Annotated in this window: 13 protein-coding genes and 1 pseudogene; 3 read left to right on the forward strand and 11 right to left on the reverse strand. The window is 57.3% G+C overall.

The features are described 5' to 3' along the window. Positions 1–106 precede the first annotated feature (106 nt). The 5 genes from ptsP to ACFO1S_RS14275 form a co-directional block, all read right to left on the reverse strand. Positions 107–1846 carry a phosphoenolpyruvate--protein phosphotransferase gene (ptsP, locus tag ACFO1S_RS14255; protein ID WP_378127000.1) on the reverse strand — a complete coding sequence of 580 codons (1740 nt, stop codon included), beginning with the start codon at positions 1844–1846 and terminating at the stop codon, positions 107–109. Beyond that, complete coding sequence (locus tag ACFO1S_RS14260) at positions 1843–3015, reverse strand: mannitol-1-phosphate 5-dehydrogenase (RefSeq protein ID WP_204601513.1); 1173 nt, start codon at positions 3013–3015, stop codon at positions 1843–1845. Before ACFO1S_RS14260 ends, ptsP begins: the two co-directional genes overlap by 4 nt. After that, positions 3012–3449: a PTS mannitol transporter subunit IIA gene (locus ACFO1S_RS14265; protein WP_204601512.1), complete on the reverse strand. Its 438-nt coding sequence runs from the start codon at positions 3447–3449 to the stop codon at positions 3012–3014. Before ACFO1S_RS14265 ends, ACFO1S_RS14260 begins: the two co-directional genes overlap by 4 nt. Position 3450: 1 nt before the next feature. Then, positions 3451–5496, reverse strand: a complete 2046-nt coding sequence (locus ACFO1S_RS14270; RefSeq protein WP_204601511.1) for a BglG family transcription antiterminator — start codon at positions 5494–5496, stop codon at positions 3451–3453. A gap of 108 nt (positions 5497–5604) precedes the next feature. Next, positions 5605–7047, reverse strand: a complete 1443-nt coding sequence (locus tag ACFO1S_RS14275) for a PTS mannitol transporter subunit IIBC (RefSeq protein ID WP_204601510.1) — start codon at positions 7045–7047, stop codon at positions 5605–5607. A gap of 141 nt (positions 7048–7188) precedes the next feature. On the opposite strand from ACFO1S_RS14275, the gene ACFO1S_RS14280 reads away from it, so the two are divergent. Further along, the gene (locus ACFO1S_RS14280) at positions 7189–7674 is read left to right on the forward strand and encodes a TetR/AcrR family transcriptional regulator (protein WP_204601509.1); all 486 of its coding nucleotides are present in this window, start codon (positions 7189–7191) and stop codon (positions 7672–7674) included. Positions 7675–7710: 36 nt separating this feature from the next. Here the strand turns inward: ACFO1S_RS14280 and ACFO1S_RS14285 are convergent, their stop codons facing one another. The 4 genes from ACFO1S_RS14285 to ACFO1S_RS14300 all read right to left on the reverse strand — a co-directional run bounded on the left by ACFO1S_RS14285 (position 7711) and on the right by ACFO1S_RS14300 (position 10987). Further along, on the reverse strand, positions 7711–8445 hold the full coding sequence (locus ACFO1S_RS14285) for a GTP pyrophosphokinase (RefSeq protein ID WP_204601508.1): 735 nt from the start codon (positions 8443–8445) through the stop codon (positions 7711–7713). Between the two features lie 49 nt (positions 8446–8494). Beyond that, entirely contained in the window at positions 8495–9361 is an 867-nt protein-coding gene (gene hflC / locus ACFO1S_RS14290) for a protease modulator HflC (RefSeq protein ID WP_204601507.1), read from the reverse strand. Next, positions 9358–10398 (reverse strand): FtsH protease activity modulator HflK, encoded by a 1041-nt coding sequence (gene hflK / locus ACFO1S_RS14295; RefSeq protein WP_204601506.1) that lies wholly within the window; start codon positions 10396–10398, stop codon positions 9358–9360. Before hflK ends, hflC begins: the two co-directional genes overlap by 4 nt. A gap of 199 nt (positions 10399–10597) precedes the next feature. Next, positions 10598–10987: a YraN family protein gene (locus tag ACFO1S_RS14300; RefSeq protein WP_204601505.1), complete on the reverse strand. Its 390-nt coding sequence runs from the start codon at positions 10985–10987 to the stop codon at positions 10598–10600. 357 nt (positions 10988–11344) lie between these two features. Between ACFO1S_RS14300 and ACFO1S_RS14305 the strand changes: the two genes are divergently transcribed. Continuing rightward, entirely contained in the window at positions 11345–11557 is a 213-nt protein-coding gene (locus ACFO1S_RS14305; RefSeq protein ID WP_204601504.1) for a hypothetical protein, read from the forward strand. Positions 11558–12046: 489 nt separating this feature from the next. Further along, positions 12047–12733 carry a hypothetical protein gene (locus ACFO1S_RS14310; protein ID WP_204601503.1) on the forward strand — a complete coding sequence of 229 codons (687 nt, stop codon included), beginning with the start codon at positions 12047–12049 and terminating at the stop codon, positions 12731–12733. A gap of 125 nt (positions 12734–12858) precedes the next feature. Here the strand turns inward: ACFO1S_RS14310 and ACFO1S_RS14315 are convergent, their stop codons facing one another. Then, positions 12859–13179 (reverse strand): EscU/YscU/HrcU family type III secretion system export apparatus switch protein, encoded by a 321-nt coding sequence (locus ACFO1S_RS14315; protein WP_204601502.1) that lies wholly within the window; start codon positions 13177–13179, stop codon positions 12859–12861. Beyond that, a pseudogene (locus ACFO1S_RS14320) lies at positions 13176–14039 on the reverse strand (hypothetical protein); the annotation flags it as partial. The pseudogene ACFO1S_RS14320 and the gene ACFO1S_RS14315, both read right to left, overlap by 4 nt.

Here is a 14039-nt window from a genome sequence, read left to right on the forward strand (position 1 = left end):
TGGTTTGATGCGCCCTTTTTCCCTGACTCGCACGCTTTCTGCTCAAGAAAATTTCCAAATCGCTCAATTCAGGGACTTGACATCATACCGCTGGACTTTGCATTCGCTATAGGCTTGACGGGCCGGACGTTTGCCGACGAACCCACTGATTCACCTGATCCTGATCCGACATGGACAACGCTTCGGCCGCATGCTCTCTCCATGCCGCATAATCCAGCTCGGCAATCTGCGCGCGGGCCGACAAGATCGAACTGGCGCTCATGCTGAACTCGTGCAGGCCTAACCCCAGCAGAAGCGGGATCGCCCGCTCGTCGCCGGCCATCTCGCCGCACATGCCTACCCATTTGCCCTGCCCGGCCGCCGCGTCGATGACCCATTTGACGAGTCTGAGAATCGCCGGATGACAAGGCTGGTACAAGTAGGAGACGGCTTCGTTCATCCGGTCGGCCGCCATCGTGTACTGAATGAGATCGTTGGTGCCGATGGAGAAGAAATCCACTTCGGGCGCGAAGGCATGGGCGGCGACGGCCGCCGACGGCACCTCCACCATCATCCCGATCTCCACGCTCTCGCTGACGGAATAGCCTTGCGATTGCAGGCTTTGCTTCTCCTCGTACAGAAGCTTTTTGGCTTGGCGAAGCTCCTCCGCTACGGAGATCATGGGAAACATGATTTTCAGATTGCCGTGCGCGCTCGCCCGAAGCAAGGCTCGAAGCTGCGTGCGGAACAAATCCTCGCGACCCAGGCAAAGCCGGATGGCCCTTAATCCCAGGAAGGGATTGCTTTCCTTGGGCAAGCTCATATAAGACAGCTCTTTATCTCCCCCGATATCCAGCGTGCGAATGACGACGGGCTTATCCCCCATCTTCTGCAGCACGTGCCGATATACCTGAAGCTGCTCGTCTTCGGAAGGGAAGTCGGCGCGATCCATATACAGAAATTCGGTGCGGAACAAGCCTATGCCTTCCGCCCCGTTCTCCAGCACCTTCTCCAGATCGGAGATGCCGCCGATGTTGGCGGCCAGTTCGACCTGCCGGCCGTCTCTGGAGCGCGTAGGCTGATCCCGCAACCGCTGAAGCGCCTGCCGTCGCCGATCATAGGCCTCTTTACGGGCCAGGTAGTCGGCCCTCGTATCGTCATCCGGAGAGACGATTACAGCCCCTTCTACCGCATCCACGATGACCCATTCCCCATCGTCGATTCGGTCGGTCGCCCCGTTCACGCCCACAACCGCGGGAATCTCCATCGAGCGCGCCATGATCGCCGAGTGGGAAGTCCGGCTGCCGATCTCCGTAATGAAGGCTTGAATCACGTTCAGATCCAATTGCGCCGTATCCGAAGGGGTCAAGTCCTCGCATACCAGAATCCCCGTTTCCGTCCATTCCGGCTCCCGATTCGCCACCCCGCGAAGCTGGTTCATCATTCTCCGGGATACGTCGCCGATATCCGTCGCGCGAGCTTGGAGCAGCTCGTCGTCCATCGCCTTCAGCATATCCATGTACATCTGGGCCACTTCATGCAACGCGGTTTCCGCGCTTTGCCGTTCTTCCGCAATCTTCAGGCGCACCCCCTCCAGCAGATCCGGGTCCGATGCCAGCAGAAGGTGCCCTGCGAAAATGTCCGCCTTTTCGGCGCCCAGCCGCTGCTCGGTCCTGTCGCGAAGGTGTTGAAGCTCCGTTCGGGCGCGCTCGGCCGCTTCCCGAAACCTCTGCCATTCCTGCTCCGCATTGTCGACCGTCCGAGGCTCCGGCACATAGCGCTCTTGCTCCAGCCTTATCGCCCTGCCGATCGCATAGCCGGGAGAAGCCGCCGTGCCCGTTAGCTTATGCTTCATGATTCGGTTCATGTCTCTTCCCCCTTTGTTCGAAGCTGCAAATACACCTCGTACCGAGCGAGCGCTTGCCGAAGAATCGGATGCCCGGAAGGCAAACCCGTATACCGCTCGATGACGGCCGACGGCCCTTCCTCCGCCAGCTCGGCTTGCAGAGACGCGGCCTCCGGATCGTCGGGAGCGTCGAAGAACAGAGCGGCCGCCATGCCGGAGGCCAGTTGCTCCGTGGGCAGCCCCGACTCATGCGCAAGCCTGGCCGGACGGACGAGCCGGTCCTGCGGGGACAGCTTCCGAATGGGAGAGCGTCCGACTCTCGCCACCTCGTCCGTCAAGTGCGGGTTCGCAAAGCGCTCCAGAATCCGCTCAACATACCTCCTGTGCTCACGACTGTCCCAACTATGCCTTCGAACAAGCATGTCTCCCGTCTCCATCAAGGTCCGCAGCACTTCGTCCTTCAGCTTCCCGTCGGCCATCACCTCTTGAATCGTCCGATATCCGGCAAGGTATCCATGATAAGCCGCCACGCAATGTCCGGTATTAACGGTGAACAGCTTGCGTTCAATATAGGGCTCCAAATCCGGCACGTAATGAATGCCGTCTATCCGCCCGGCTCCTTCCAGGAGAGCCGATTCGTCGACGACCCATTCGAAGAACGGCTCTACGACTACCTCCAGCGGGTCCTCGTTCTGCTGAATCGGTACGATGCGGTCCACCGCCGCATCGGGAAACGCCGTTCGCTGCTCCGCCTGACGAATGAAGGATTCGTTCAATAGCGCATATGTCAGCCCCTTCAGCTGCGCGCTGCCCCCGATCGTATTCTCGCAAGCAATCACGTGAAGAGGAGGCGCGTCCGATTGAGCGAGGCGCAGGGCGATTCCTTGCGCCAGAGCGGGAGCGACGTGCTTCAGCGCGCCGACCCCGACCGCCGTGGTCACGAGATCCGCTTCCGCGATCGCCGCAGCCACCTGCTCCGCGCGGCTGCCGTGCAGAGCGGTAACGCCGCTTACCCGGGTCTCGTCTCCCGTATCGTTAGCCAGCTTCACGGTGTACGACCTTCGCTGCTGCAGCAAGGAAACGATTTGATCGTTCACATCGACGAAACAAACCTCATAGCCCGCCTGCGACAGTGTCAGCCCGATAAATCCGCGCCCGATATTTCCCGCTCCGAAATGAACCGCCTTCATGGGGCCACGCCCGTCTCGAAAATCTCGATCAGCGTAGCCTCCGACGGAGCATGCAAAATCCGCTCCAGATTGTCGTCGTCCGCGCATAGCACGGCGACGCTCGTCAGCAAATCCATATGGTCGTCGCCGATCGCCGCGATCCCGATGACCAGCTTCGCCAGCTGCCCGTCGCCGAAGTCCACGCCTTCCGGCAGCACCGCGACGGCCATCCCCGTTGAGCGAATCAACGCCTTGGACTCATTCGTTCCGTGCGGAATCGCCAAGCCTCCCCCCATATAGGTAGATAGGCTGTCTTCGCGCTCGATCATGCGATCTATATATTCAACCGGTACATGCCCTGCCTGCACCAGCAGTTGTCCCACCAAACGAATGACCTCGTATTTGTCTTGCGCCCGGACATTCAATTTCACTTGAGCTGGCGATAAAACTCCCATTCTACTCTCTCCATTCCGCTTTGGTTTTTAAGAACTCCTCGAACTTCCGGGAAATCCATTGTTTGATCTCTTCGGCATCTCCCGTTCTCAGCAGCTCGATCAGCTCGGGGAACAGCAGCATCGCGCTCAATTCGCTGAGCACCTCCAAGGAAGCCTTCGGCAGCTCCGTCGGGGCGATCATCAGCAGGATTTGCTTCGTGTATGCCGGTCCTTCCCTCAAGGCAAGAGGGCGCCTCAGATCGAACAAGGAGACAAAAGGCTGCTTCACCTCCCGGCTTCTCGTATGGAACAGCGCCAGCTCCGTGTCGGGGATGATCTGGCTGCCGCTTCTCTCGCGTTCGATTAATTGAGCGATGATCGGCTCCGTCCGTCCGAGCTGCTCGCCTTCCTTGATCCTGTCGCAGATCAGCGTCAGAACGGCATGCAGCGAAGCGTTGTCGGGCTCTTCCAATCGGTGCGCTTCGAACCGGTCGATCAGCTTCAGCATGATATCGGAGTACATCTTGATCTGACGCAAGCTGTTGATCGCGGACGGACGCGGCTTCTTCTCCGTTCTCACGGGGGCCCTCTTGAGCGTGATGTTCTGAATGAAGGCTCGAAGCGACTCCGTCTCTTCCGGCGTCAATAGCGGGCTTAGCTTAATGTATTGATCTATTGGCAAGGGCAGGTCTACCGTCGAAATAATCAAATCGTATTCGTCCTGCGGAACTCTCGACGCCTCGTACCAGGATACGTGGTCGATCAGCTCGACCTGGGGCAGCTCCTTGGCCAGTCGCACGGCCAACAGCTTGGAGGAGCCGATGCCGCTCGTACAGACCAGCAGCGAACGGACGGTTCGGGAAAATTGCCTGGCTCGCTCCAAGGCGGCGCCAAAATGCATGACCAGAAAGCCGACTTCCTCGTCCGGCACGGAAATCCCCTTCAAGACGCGATGCACGCTGAGCTTGACGATCTGAAACAATTCGGGAAAATCCTTCTTGATTTGCGCTAGCAAAGGATTGCGAATAGCGATGCCTTCGCGAATCCGATCCAACGACGAGCTCAAATGATGAATGAGCCCTTCCGTCAAGGAGCGATCGGGCTGCGGAAGCTTGACCGTCGCCTGCGCGGCGACTTGCTCCACCAGCTGATGAACCAGGTCCGCCAGCCGCATATCCTGCCTGAACTGCCACTCCTGCGCATCGGCATGCTCCCACCACTGCAGCAGCTTGCGCAAATAATCGCTTTCCCGCTCGTTAACCTCAAGCTGCAAAATCCGCTTGAAAAGCTGCAAGCGCTCGTCCGCAGGAGCCCCCGTTCCGGAATCCCCCTCAATCAACCGGCCTTTGCGAATACGGGTCAACGCAACGGACAGATGAATCAGCAGATGGGTGTACATTTCTTCCGACAGCGCCGTGGGGTACGTCTTCTCGAAGGTCCACAGCGCTCTTTCCGTCTCGAAAAACAGTTCCTTGCCAACCAGGGCCAGCAGAGCCTTCGTCAGGGGGTGAACCGGCTGCTCCACATGCTTGCCGAACAGATCGGAATCGTCCAGAAAATGAATGGCCAGCTCGACGATCAGCCGTCGCTTGGCAGCCTCTTCTCCTTGCAATTCCACGCCGTAGCCTCTTCTGCGGACGAGCGTCAAGCCGTACCTGGCGATCCACTCCTCCTCCAGAAAATCCAGATCGCTGCTGATCGTCGGCGTCGCTACCTGCAGCTCCGAAGCCAGATAAAACAGCTTTACGGGATCCTCATGCTCCAATAAGAGACATAACATCAAAACTCTGCGTTCCTCCGCGGAATATTCGGGACTGCTATGCTGAAACAGCATCTGACTCAGCCGCTCCAGCTGCTGCTCGCTGCCTTGAATCTGGATGCCGATGCCCGACTTTTTAATCAGCTTCATGCCCAAGGAAGCAAGAATGTGTTGAATATCTCCCAGCTCCCGATGAACCGTTCTCGCGCTCACCACAATTTCTTCCGCGATACTGCCTGCCGTCTGGTCCTGTGGATGGTTGAGCAGAATGCTCATGATTTGGCGCTGCCGGTTCGACAACTTCGCCATCCCTTAATTCCTCCCCAAGGACGCGCGCCTTCGGTATGTTCATCCGGCCCGCAGGATATCAAAATATGCTCACCGCCGACGTTGCCGCCGGCGCTGAGACGAGTATTCTTAGCTTAATCTTTGGACCAATTCGTCGTACGCGGGACTCTTCAGGAAATCGTCTATCGAAAGATGCTCCGCGTTCGGCGCCTTCTGGAACGCCCGCGCCGTTAAAGTCTTATGCGTGATGACGATATCCGCATCGCCCGGAATATCGCTGATCGCCGTATTGACGACCGTCACGCCGATCCCTTCGGTCTTAAACCTCTTTCTCAGAATCGAGGCTCCCATCGCGCTGGAGCCCATGCCGGCATCGCAGGCAAAGACGACCTTGGCTACCTCCGATTTGTCCTTGACAACGGCGGCCGCGCCGACTTGGGCGATGCCCTTCGCTTCATTTTTCATCTGCTGCACGCTTTCCTTCGCTTTGTCCAAATCCTCTTCGACTTTTTTGCTCGTCTTCAGCAGGAGCGATCCGACCAGGAAGGACACCGCCGCAGCTACTGTTACGGACGCGAGCACCGGAAACAGCCCGCCCTTGGGCGCCATTAGGATGTAAGCGAAAATACTGCCCGGCGACGGCGCCGCCACCAACCCCGCCCCGAAGGCCAGAGAAGTGAACACTCCTGCCATGCCGCCTGTGATCGCAGCCAGAATCAAGCGGGGATTCATCAGAATGTAAGGGAAATAAATTTCGTGAATGCCTCCAAGGAAGTGAATGATCGCCGCGCCCGGCGCGGATTGTCTCGCCATCCCGCGGCCGACCAGCATATACGCCAGCAAAATGCCTAATCCGGGACCGGGGTTCGACTCCAGCATGAAAATAATCGATTTCCCGGCAGACGAGGCTTGCTCCAGCGCAAGCGGACCCAGCACCCCGTGATTGATCGCATTGTTCAGGAACAACACCTTGGCCGGCTCGATGATGATGCTGGCCAGCGGCAGCAGGCTGTGGTCGATCAGAAATCCGACGCCCTCGCCCAGCACCTTGCTGATGCCCGCCGCGATCGGTCCGAAGATCTTGTAGGACAATAGCGCAAGGCCGCCCCCGATAATCCCCGCCGAGAAATTGTTGACGAGCATTTCAAAGCCTGCACGAATTTTTCCTTCTACCATTTGATCGAATTTTTTCATGATCCACGCAGCCAATGGACCTACGATCATCGCTCCCAGGAACATCGGGACATCCGTGCCCACGATTACCCCGATTGTGGCGACGGTTCCCAGCACCCCGCCCCGCGCGCCGTGAATCATATTGCCGCCCGTATACGCGATCAGCAGCGGCAGCAGATAAGTAATCATCGGCCCAACCAGAGTGGCCAGATCGGCGTTCGGAAGCCAGCCGGTCTCGATAAATAAGGCCGTAATCAATCCCCAAGCAATAAAGGCGCCGATGTTCGGCAGCACCATCCCGCTCAAGAACCGTCCGAAGCTTTGCACCGCTATCTTGATGCCTTTGCCAGATGCCTGCTTTTCCGTTTTTGTACCCACAGGACAATCTCCCTTCCGCATAGTCCCCCTTGTTCCGCACTTCGGCAAGAGCGAGGGGTTATGTCTCTCATAGTAGGTTAAAGCGCTTACATTGGCAATGAAATGTAAATTAGGTTGCGGCAATAAGCTTATTGACAGAATCTTCGCAGCGCATCGCTTCTCATGGGGATTCAACGCCCGAGTCTGTATGCCGCCTTTGGGGACAAGCAGGAGCTTTTCGAAACCGCATTGCGTCGATATCAGGCTTGGCACGCCTCCCAGATCAGGTCGCGGCTTCAGCATGGCGATTCCGTCAAAGCGGCCTTTCGGGAGCTGTTTGAACACATGGGGACGGAAGAACAGGAGAATACGGATGTGCAACGAGGATGCTTCAGCATAAATACGATGGTCGAGGTTGCTCCGCATGATCCTAAATATGCGGTTCTCACTCGCGAGCATCAAATGTATTTGGCGGCAATATTCAAGGGAACGATTGAACAAGGACAACAAACAGGAGAATTATCCAAAGGGCTGAATGCCGAGGCGCTTGCTCATTTTCTTGTCATCGCTATGATCGGGCTGACGGTCATGCTGAAATCTAGACCGGATCGCACTCTCGTCAGACAGAGCATTGAGACGGCCCTATCCTTGCTTGATGAGAGAGCATAAGGCCAGCCTCCTATACGACAAAAAAAAGCAAGGAAACTATTCGTTTCCTTGCCCGATGTCGATCAGTTCAAGCAGAGCGGCGGGAATCTGAAACTCCTCGTCGCGGATAATAATCCGCTTCGTCCCCGTTCCTCCGTTCTCCATATGGCTTTCCTTGATCTCTGCGATTTCGTGGTGCAGCCTCTCCATCTGCTTGTCGAGAGCGGCGGCCGAATCTGCGGCCTCCTTCAGCTCCTGGAGCAATCTGGGCGGGACCGTCTCGTTGTACTTGTAGAAAATCTTATGCTCCAGACTCGCCCAGAAATCCATCGCGATCGTGCGAATCTGCACCTCCACGCATACCCGCTCCTGGCGATCCGACATGTACACCGGCACGCCCAGAATGAGATGGAGGCTTTGATAGCCGTTCGGCTTCGGATTCTGAATATAATCCTTCGTCTCCAGAATCGTCAGATCGCTTTGATTGCCGAGCATATCCCGAATCCGATAGATATCGGACACGAACGAACAAGTAATCCTCAGCCCGGCAATATCCTTGATGTTGCTGCGGATGCTGGGGAAGGAAATATCGCATCCCTTCCGGTTGATTTTGTTCAAAATGCTTTCCGGCGATTTCAACCGCGATTTCGTATGCTCGATCGGATTATAATCATGCAGAAAATGAAACTCTTCCTTCAGAATTTCGATTTTCGTCTCCAAGGAGTCCAGCGCGAATTTGTACATCATTAAAAATCGGGTGATTTCGTCCTTGAATCGTTTGAATTGCTCCATCGGTAACGGTAAATTGGTCAGAATGATTCACCCTCTTGAAGGGCACGCCTTATTTGCCCAGTAGTATGCGAGTATACGGCGAATCAATCGGCAGCATAATGACAGGCTCGTTATTCAGCGTCGTTACGTAGCTTTGCAAGGTCCGGTAGAGACTGTAAAACGCGGGATCCTTGCCGTAAGCTTCGTTATAGATTTTCGCGGCTTGCTGCTCGCCTTGCGCGATAATCTTCTTGGCGTCGGCCTCGGCTTGAGCAAGCAGCTCCGTAGCCGTGCGATCCGCTTTCGACGTAATTTTGCGAGACTCCTCGTCGCCCTCCGACAGATAGCGGGCGGCAATCGATTGGCGGTCCGAGATCATCCGATTATACACGCTCTGCTTATTGCCTTCCGGCAAATCCGTGCGCTTGATCCGAACGTCGACCACCTCGATGCCGTAATTATCCCGCAGGATAGCTTCCGAGACGTCCTTCGTTATCTCGTCGTTGATGTTGCCGCGTGCCGTATTCTCACTAATGATATTATCATAATTGATTTCGGAAAGCTTGCGCCGCACGGAATTGTACACCGCTTCGTCGATCCTCTGCACTCCGCCGCTGACCGTCTGAACGGTTCTCAGGAAGTTTTGCGGATTTTTGATTCTCCATACGGTATAGTTATCGACGATAATCGGTTTCTTATCCTTCGTCAGAATCGAGGTCGGGTTGCTCTCATAGGTCATCTGATATTTAGGTAGCTGAGAGACGCTCTCGATAAAAGGAATCTTGAAATACAGGCCGGGGCTTTCCTCCACCCTGACCGCCTCTCCGAACTTCAGGACGACCTTGTATTCGCCTTCCTTGACCACGAACAGCGAGCTGGCCAACAGAATAATGGCGACGATCGCCGCTCCAAGAAAGATAATCAGCTTTTTACTCATTTGGACGCCCCTCCCTGCTGAGCGCCCGTTGCTCCGGACGCTGTACCCGATGCCGTGCCCGATGCGGCGCCCGTATTGCGCAGCAGCTCATTGATCGGCAAATATTTGACGGTGTCGCCGCCGGAATCGGAGATGAAGATTTTCGCGTTAGGCAGCACCTTCTCGAGCGTCTCCACGATCAAGCGGCTTTCGGTAACGCCCTTGTTCTTCACATACTCCATATAGATCGCGTTGAATTGCGCCACGTCCCCTTCGGCGTTGAGAATCCGCGATTTCTTCTCGGCTTCGGCGTTCTCGATCAGCGCCTGCGCTTCCCCGCGCGCCTTCGGAATCTTGTCGTTCTCGTATTTGGCCGCATTGTTGATCTTCGTATTTTTCTCCTCGCGGGCGTTCGTGACCTCGCGGAAGGCGTCCTCCACCAGGCCGCTCGGCGGCTCGATGTCCTGGAACTTGATATCGATGATCTGAATGCCCGTATGGTACTTCGTTTGCAGCTCCAGCAGCTTCTCGCGGACTTTGTCCTGAATGACGGTCTTCCCGTCCGTGATCGCGTAGTCAAGCTTCTCGGAGCCGATTACGGAGCGAATGGAAGAGCTGGCCGCGTTGCGCAAAAATTGCTCGGGATTGTCGATATTGTACAGATACTCGCGAATATTGCTGATTTTCCATTGTACGACCGCGTCGGCGGATACGATGTTCTCGTCTCCCGTGATCATCATCGCTTCTTCCTCGACGGGCGTAGAGACATCCCCGTTCTGGCGGTAGCCGATATGAATGCGCTGGGTCAGCTCGGCCGGCACGATGACGACCTGCTGAATCGGATAAGGCCATTTGAAGTGCAGACCCGCAGTCGACTCCCCCGTATATTTGCCGAAGGTAAGAATAGCCGCCCGCTCCTGCTCCTGTACGGTATAAAAGCAGGAATAGCCAATAATGACCACCAGCAATGCAGCGACGCCAAGGCCGATTTTCTTCAGCAAGCCCGGCGGCAAATCAAGCGGATTGTTATTTCTTCTCGGTATTGTTTCCAGTTCCATGCAGCGTTGTTCCTCCTTGGTTTCGTCAAATCGTCTCTATTCATTACGCAATAGGCTACATTCCGTTTCAAAAACGTTTACACGCCCTGCTCCGAACGGCCGGGAGCCTTAGTCGCATCGGCTTTGATCCGCGCGAAAAAACCGCCCCGGGCAGGGCGGTTCGTCAGCATGGCGCAGCAGAAGGCGTTGTCGATCAAGCTCAGAATGCGCCGGGAAGATGGCGAATTTCCCGCACGCCGCCGCTGCCGAACGTGACGGCCACGACATCGAAACGCACAGCCGTCGGGGCAACCTCGCGCTGCTTCAGATATACGGCTGCAACCTCGCGTACCTGGCGGCATTTGCGCGGCGTAACCGCCTCGATGGCCGTACCGAACCGCGTCGGGTTCGTCCGGGAGCGCACCTCGACGAAGACGAGCGTATCCCCGTCCCGCGCGATCAGGTCAATCTCGCCGTAGCGGCAGCGCCAATTGCGCCGCTCGGGGACGATTCCCGCTTGCGCCAAATATTCCGCGGCGGCCGCCTCTCCCGCGCGCCCTGTCTCCGTCTTGAGGCTTTTCGCCGGCGACGGGCTGTCCGCTTTCTTCATCGCTACCTCTCCTCGTACAGCGCCTCCGGGCCGCAAGCGAGTCTCGCTTGAAATGGAAGTCCGGCCAATGATTGCAAATGAAGCGGTTTCTTGTAAATCCACTATACCACGGACCGACTTTGCCCGCCAACGGTCTGCGAGGCGGAAATCCTTCGCAGAGGCCATACATGGTTGGGCGACTCGCCTAACTGCCGCGGCATGCAGGTCGTATAGCCCCTGACATGGCGGTCCATGCGTCGATGCGGCGATCCAGGTGTCGATGCGGCGGTCTGGGCGTCATGCGGCAGTCCGGGTGTCGGCACGGCAGTCCGAGCGTCATGCGGCGGTCCGGGCGTCGATGCGGAGGTACCGAGCGTCATGCGGCGGTCCATGCGTCGATGCGGCGGTCTGGGCGTCATGCGGCGGTCTGGGCGTCATGCGGCAGTCCGGGTGTCGGCACGTCGGTCCGAGCGTCATGCGGCGGTCCGGGCGTCGGCACGGCAGTCCGAGCATCATGCGGCGGTCCGGGTTCTGTCCCTTATGCGCGGCCTTCGTCTTCCGTCGTTCTATCAAGTCACATTGGAAGAGTAAGTACGTTGCACGCCTGAATTTATTTGTATAAAGTACAATTAATCTCAGGACTTGATATCGTTTCGGGAAAATAAGTGCCATACTGCAACTAATCATAGGTTTCTCTGCCAAAGGATTGGATTTCACTCGAATTAGTTGTACTCAGTACAACTAGACGCGTACTCGATTCCCATATTGAAGAATCTAGTTGTACATTTTGCATCTAATGCTCCCTCATCCGTGTCTGTTGCCTGCAAGAGACAGCTTCAGAATGCCAAGACGAGCTGCTAAATTTGCTGTATGGCCTGCTTCGGCTCCCCGGGAATGACGGAGTATGGACATTTGCTCCATGGCCTGCTTCTGCTCTCCGAGAATGACCGAGTATGGACATTTGCTCCACGGCCAGCTTCGGCTTTCCGGGAATGATCGAGTATAGACGAAAGTCCGGTGGATGGATGAACTTTTCCAGGCCGCGGATCAAATGACTAAAACGGCAAATGAGGTTGATCATTGATGAAAGCCCTATCCAAAATTGTTGCTTGCGCCGCTCTGGGTGCTATCGTTGTTGCCGGGTCCGCTTATGCGGGAACGAAGCTGAAATTGACGATCAATGGACAAGCGTACGAGCCGACGTATCTGGAGCTGGAGGTCAAAGACGGCAAAGCGCTTGTTCCGATTGACCGGCTTGCCGAAGTATTTAAGGGAAAAGCGGTCTACGATACCGCCAACAACGAGCTGCAGCTCACGCTCCCGGACTCGGCCCAGCAAGCCGTCCAGATCGATAATCTGAAGAGAGGACTGGTGCCTGCTACCGCCAAAGAAGCTTTGGATACGTGGGTCAGAGGCATTCAGAACCGCAATGGAACGCTGCAGTTCGCCGTGTTTTCTTCCGGCCTGCGGGCCAAAACGAAAAAGGAATTCGAAGAGAACTATTGGACGACGGGCGGCTCCAGTCCGCATATGACCGAAATCCGAAAGCTCAAGACCAGAATCGTGAACAAAACGACGACAAGGTTCTCGTTCGATTACGGCCTTGCGTCTTCCAATTGGCAGGGCTCAGGCTCGGCGATCGTCACGGTAAAGAAAACGGTCTCCGATGGCAGAGAAGGCTGGTTTATCGCGAATATTCAAATGAAGGATCCCGGCGATACCGGACTTACAATCGGCGTCGAACCGATAAAGCCGCAGACGCCTTAAGGCGGCAGCAGACCGCCTGCGGACGCTCGGGCGAAACAAGCAGCAAAAAAGCCGCATAATCGCGGCTTTTTTTGCTGTCAAGATATATTGTCGGATCGCCGATCAAGCCGCCCATTCCGCCAGACTCAGGGCTGCGTTCGTCCGCCGCCCTTCATTTTCGTTCCGGCGCGCCGGTCCGAACGATAGACGAAGCTAAGCACCTCCGCGACCAGCCTGTACAGCTCCGGCGGAATTTCCTGGTTCAAATCCAGCTTGGACAGAACCTCCACCAGGGAGGAATCCTCCTGCAGCGGAACGCCGTTCTCCTGCGCCCGGCGCATAATCTCCTCGGCGATAACGCCCTGGCCCTTGGCGACGACAATCGGCGCCGAGCCTTGCTCCGGCTCATACTTGAGCGCCACCGCTTTCTTCGGTACATGCTTCTTGCCTGGGCCCGCCTCGTTCATGCTCTATAGTCGACTCCCTTGTATGGTTTGGCGGCATAGGCGCTGGCCAAGGCGGTCTTCGGCGCATGGTCGGCCGGCTGGGCCGAAGCGAGAGAGCCGCTCTTCCATTCCGGCAGCGGAGAAGCCGACAGAGAGAGCAGTTGAAAGCCTGCCGTAGACATGCCTTCGGCAAGCTCCTCGCGCGCATTCTCGATCAGTGCCGTCATTCCGGGAAAGTCGCTCAGCAGCTTCAAGGAAACGATCCGGTCGACAACCTGCACGTCCACGACCGTATCGCCGAGATGGCGCATCCGCAAGTCGAACAGCAGATGACAATTGTTCACGTCCCATTCTCCCCGGCGGCCGCGTCTCGTCTGGACATGGACGGTCGCCGTCGTATCTCCGTCGGGCCCTTTCATCGGAACGAACAGCGTCATATGGCTGAGCGGGGCGGCCATGCTTCGGTCGGAGGAGAGCAGCAATTGCTGGCCGGTGACCTGGCCGGCCAGCGTCTGCGCCGCCTCGCGCAGCACAGGCGGCACATCGTCATGCGACGCCAGGGCGAGCAGCGCGCTCTTGAGCGTCTCTGCGGCGGGCCTCGCCTCCTGCCCGGGGGCATCAGCCCCTCCGGGCGTCGCGGCTGCGCCCGCAGCCTGCCCGGCATCCCAGCCGCCGGGCAGCCTTGCCTCGGCGCCGTGCAGGAGCTGCCGCTCATGCCCGACTCCGAGCCACTGCAGGAAGCGGCCAATCCACGCCGCTTCCTGCTTGGGCGCCGACGCCTGCGCATTCGCCGCGTCGGCACGGCCCTCGGCGCGGCGGCCATCCGCGGCCGCGCCCTCTGCGGCAGCGGGGCGATTCGCCCCCGCTGCCCGCTCCTCGGC

Origin of the sequence: Cohnella boryungensis, from assembly GCF_042651945.1 — a bacterium.
GTDB classification, from domain to species: Bacteria; Bacillota; Bacilli; order Paenibacillales; family Paenibacillaceae; genus Cohnella; species Cohnella boryungensis.

Bases quoted from the DNA above. Each gene is read 5' to 3' on its own strand.
- ptsP (WP_378127000.1), bottom strand. From the start codon at position 1,846: ATGAACCGAATCATGAAGCATAAGCTAACGGGCACGGCGGCTTCTCCC.
- ACFO1S_RS14260 (WP_204601513.1), bottom strand. From the start codon at position 3,015: ATGAAGGCGGTTCATTTCGGAGCGGGAAATATCGGGCGCGGATTTATC.
- ACFO1S_RS14265 (WP_204601512.1), bottom strand. From the start codon at position 3,449: ATGGGAGTTTTATCGCCAGCTCAAGTGAAATTGAATGTCCGGGCGCAA.
- ACFO1S_RS14270 (WP_204601511.1), bottom strand. From the start codon at position 5,496: ATGGCGAAGTTGTCGAACCGGCAGCGCCAAATCATGAGCATTCTGCTC.
- ACFO1S_RS14275 (WP_204601510.1), bottom strand. From the start codon at position 7,047: ATGCGGAAGGGAGATTGTCCTGTGGGTACAAAAACGGAAAAGCAGGCA.
- ACFO1S_RS14280 (WP_204601509.1), top strand. From the start codon at position 7,189: ATGGGGATTCAACGCCCGAGTCTGTATGCCGCCTTTGGGGACAAGCAG.
- ACFO1S_RS14285 (WP_204601508.1), bottom strand. From the start codon at position 8,445: ATGGAGCAATTCAAACGATTCAAGGACGAAATCACCCGATTTTTAATG.
- hflC (WP_204601507.1), bottom strand. From the start codon at position 9,361: ATGAGTAAAAAGCTGATTATCTTTCTTGGAGCGGCGATCGTCGCCATT.
- hflK (WP_204601506.1), bottom strand. From the start codon at position 10,398: ATGGAACTGGAAACAATACCGAGAAGAAATAACAATCCGCTTGATTTG.
- ACFO1S_RS14300 (WP_204601505.1), bottom strand. From the start codon at position 10,987: ATGAAGAAAGCGGACAGCCCGTCGCCGGCGAAAAGCCTCAAGACGGAG.
- ACFO1S_RS14305 (WP_204601504.1), top strand. From the start codon at position 11,345: ATGCGGCGGTCCATGCGTCGATGCGGCGGTCTGGGCGTCATGCGGCGG.
- ACFO1S_RS14315 (WP_204601502.1), bottom strand. From the start codon at position 13,179: ATGAACGAGGCGGGCCCAGGCAAGAAGCATGTACCGAAGAAAGCGGTG.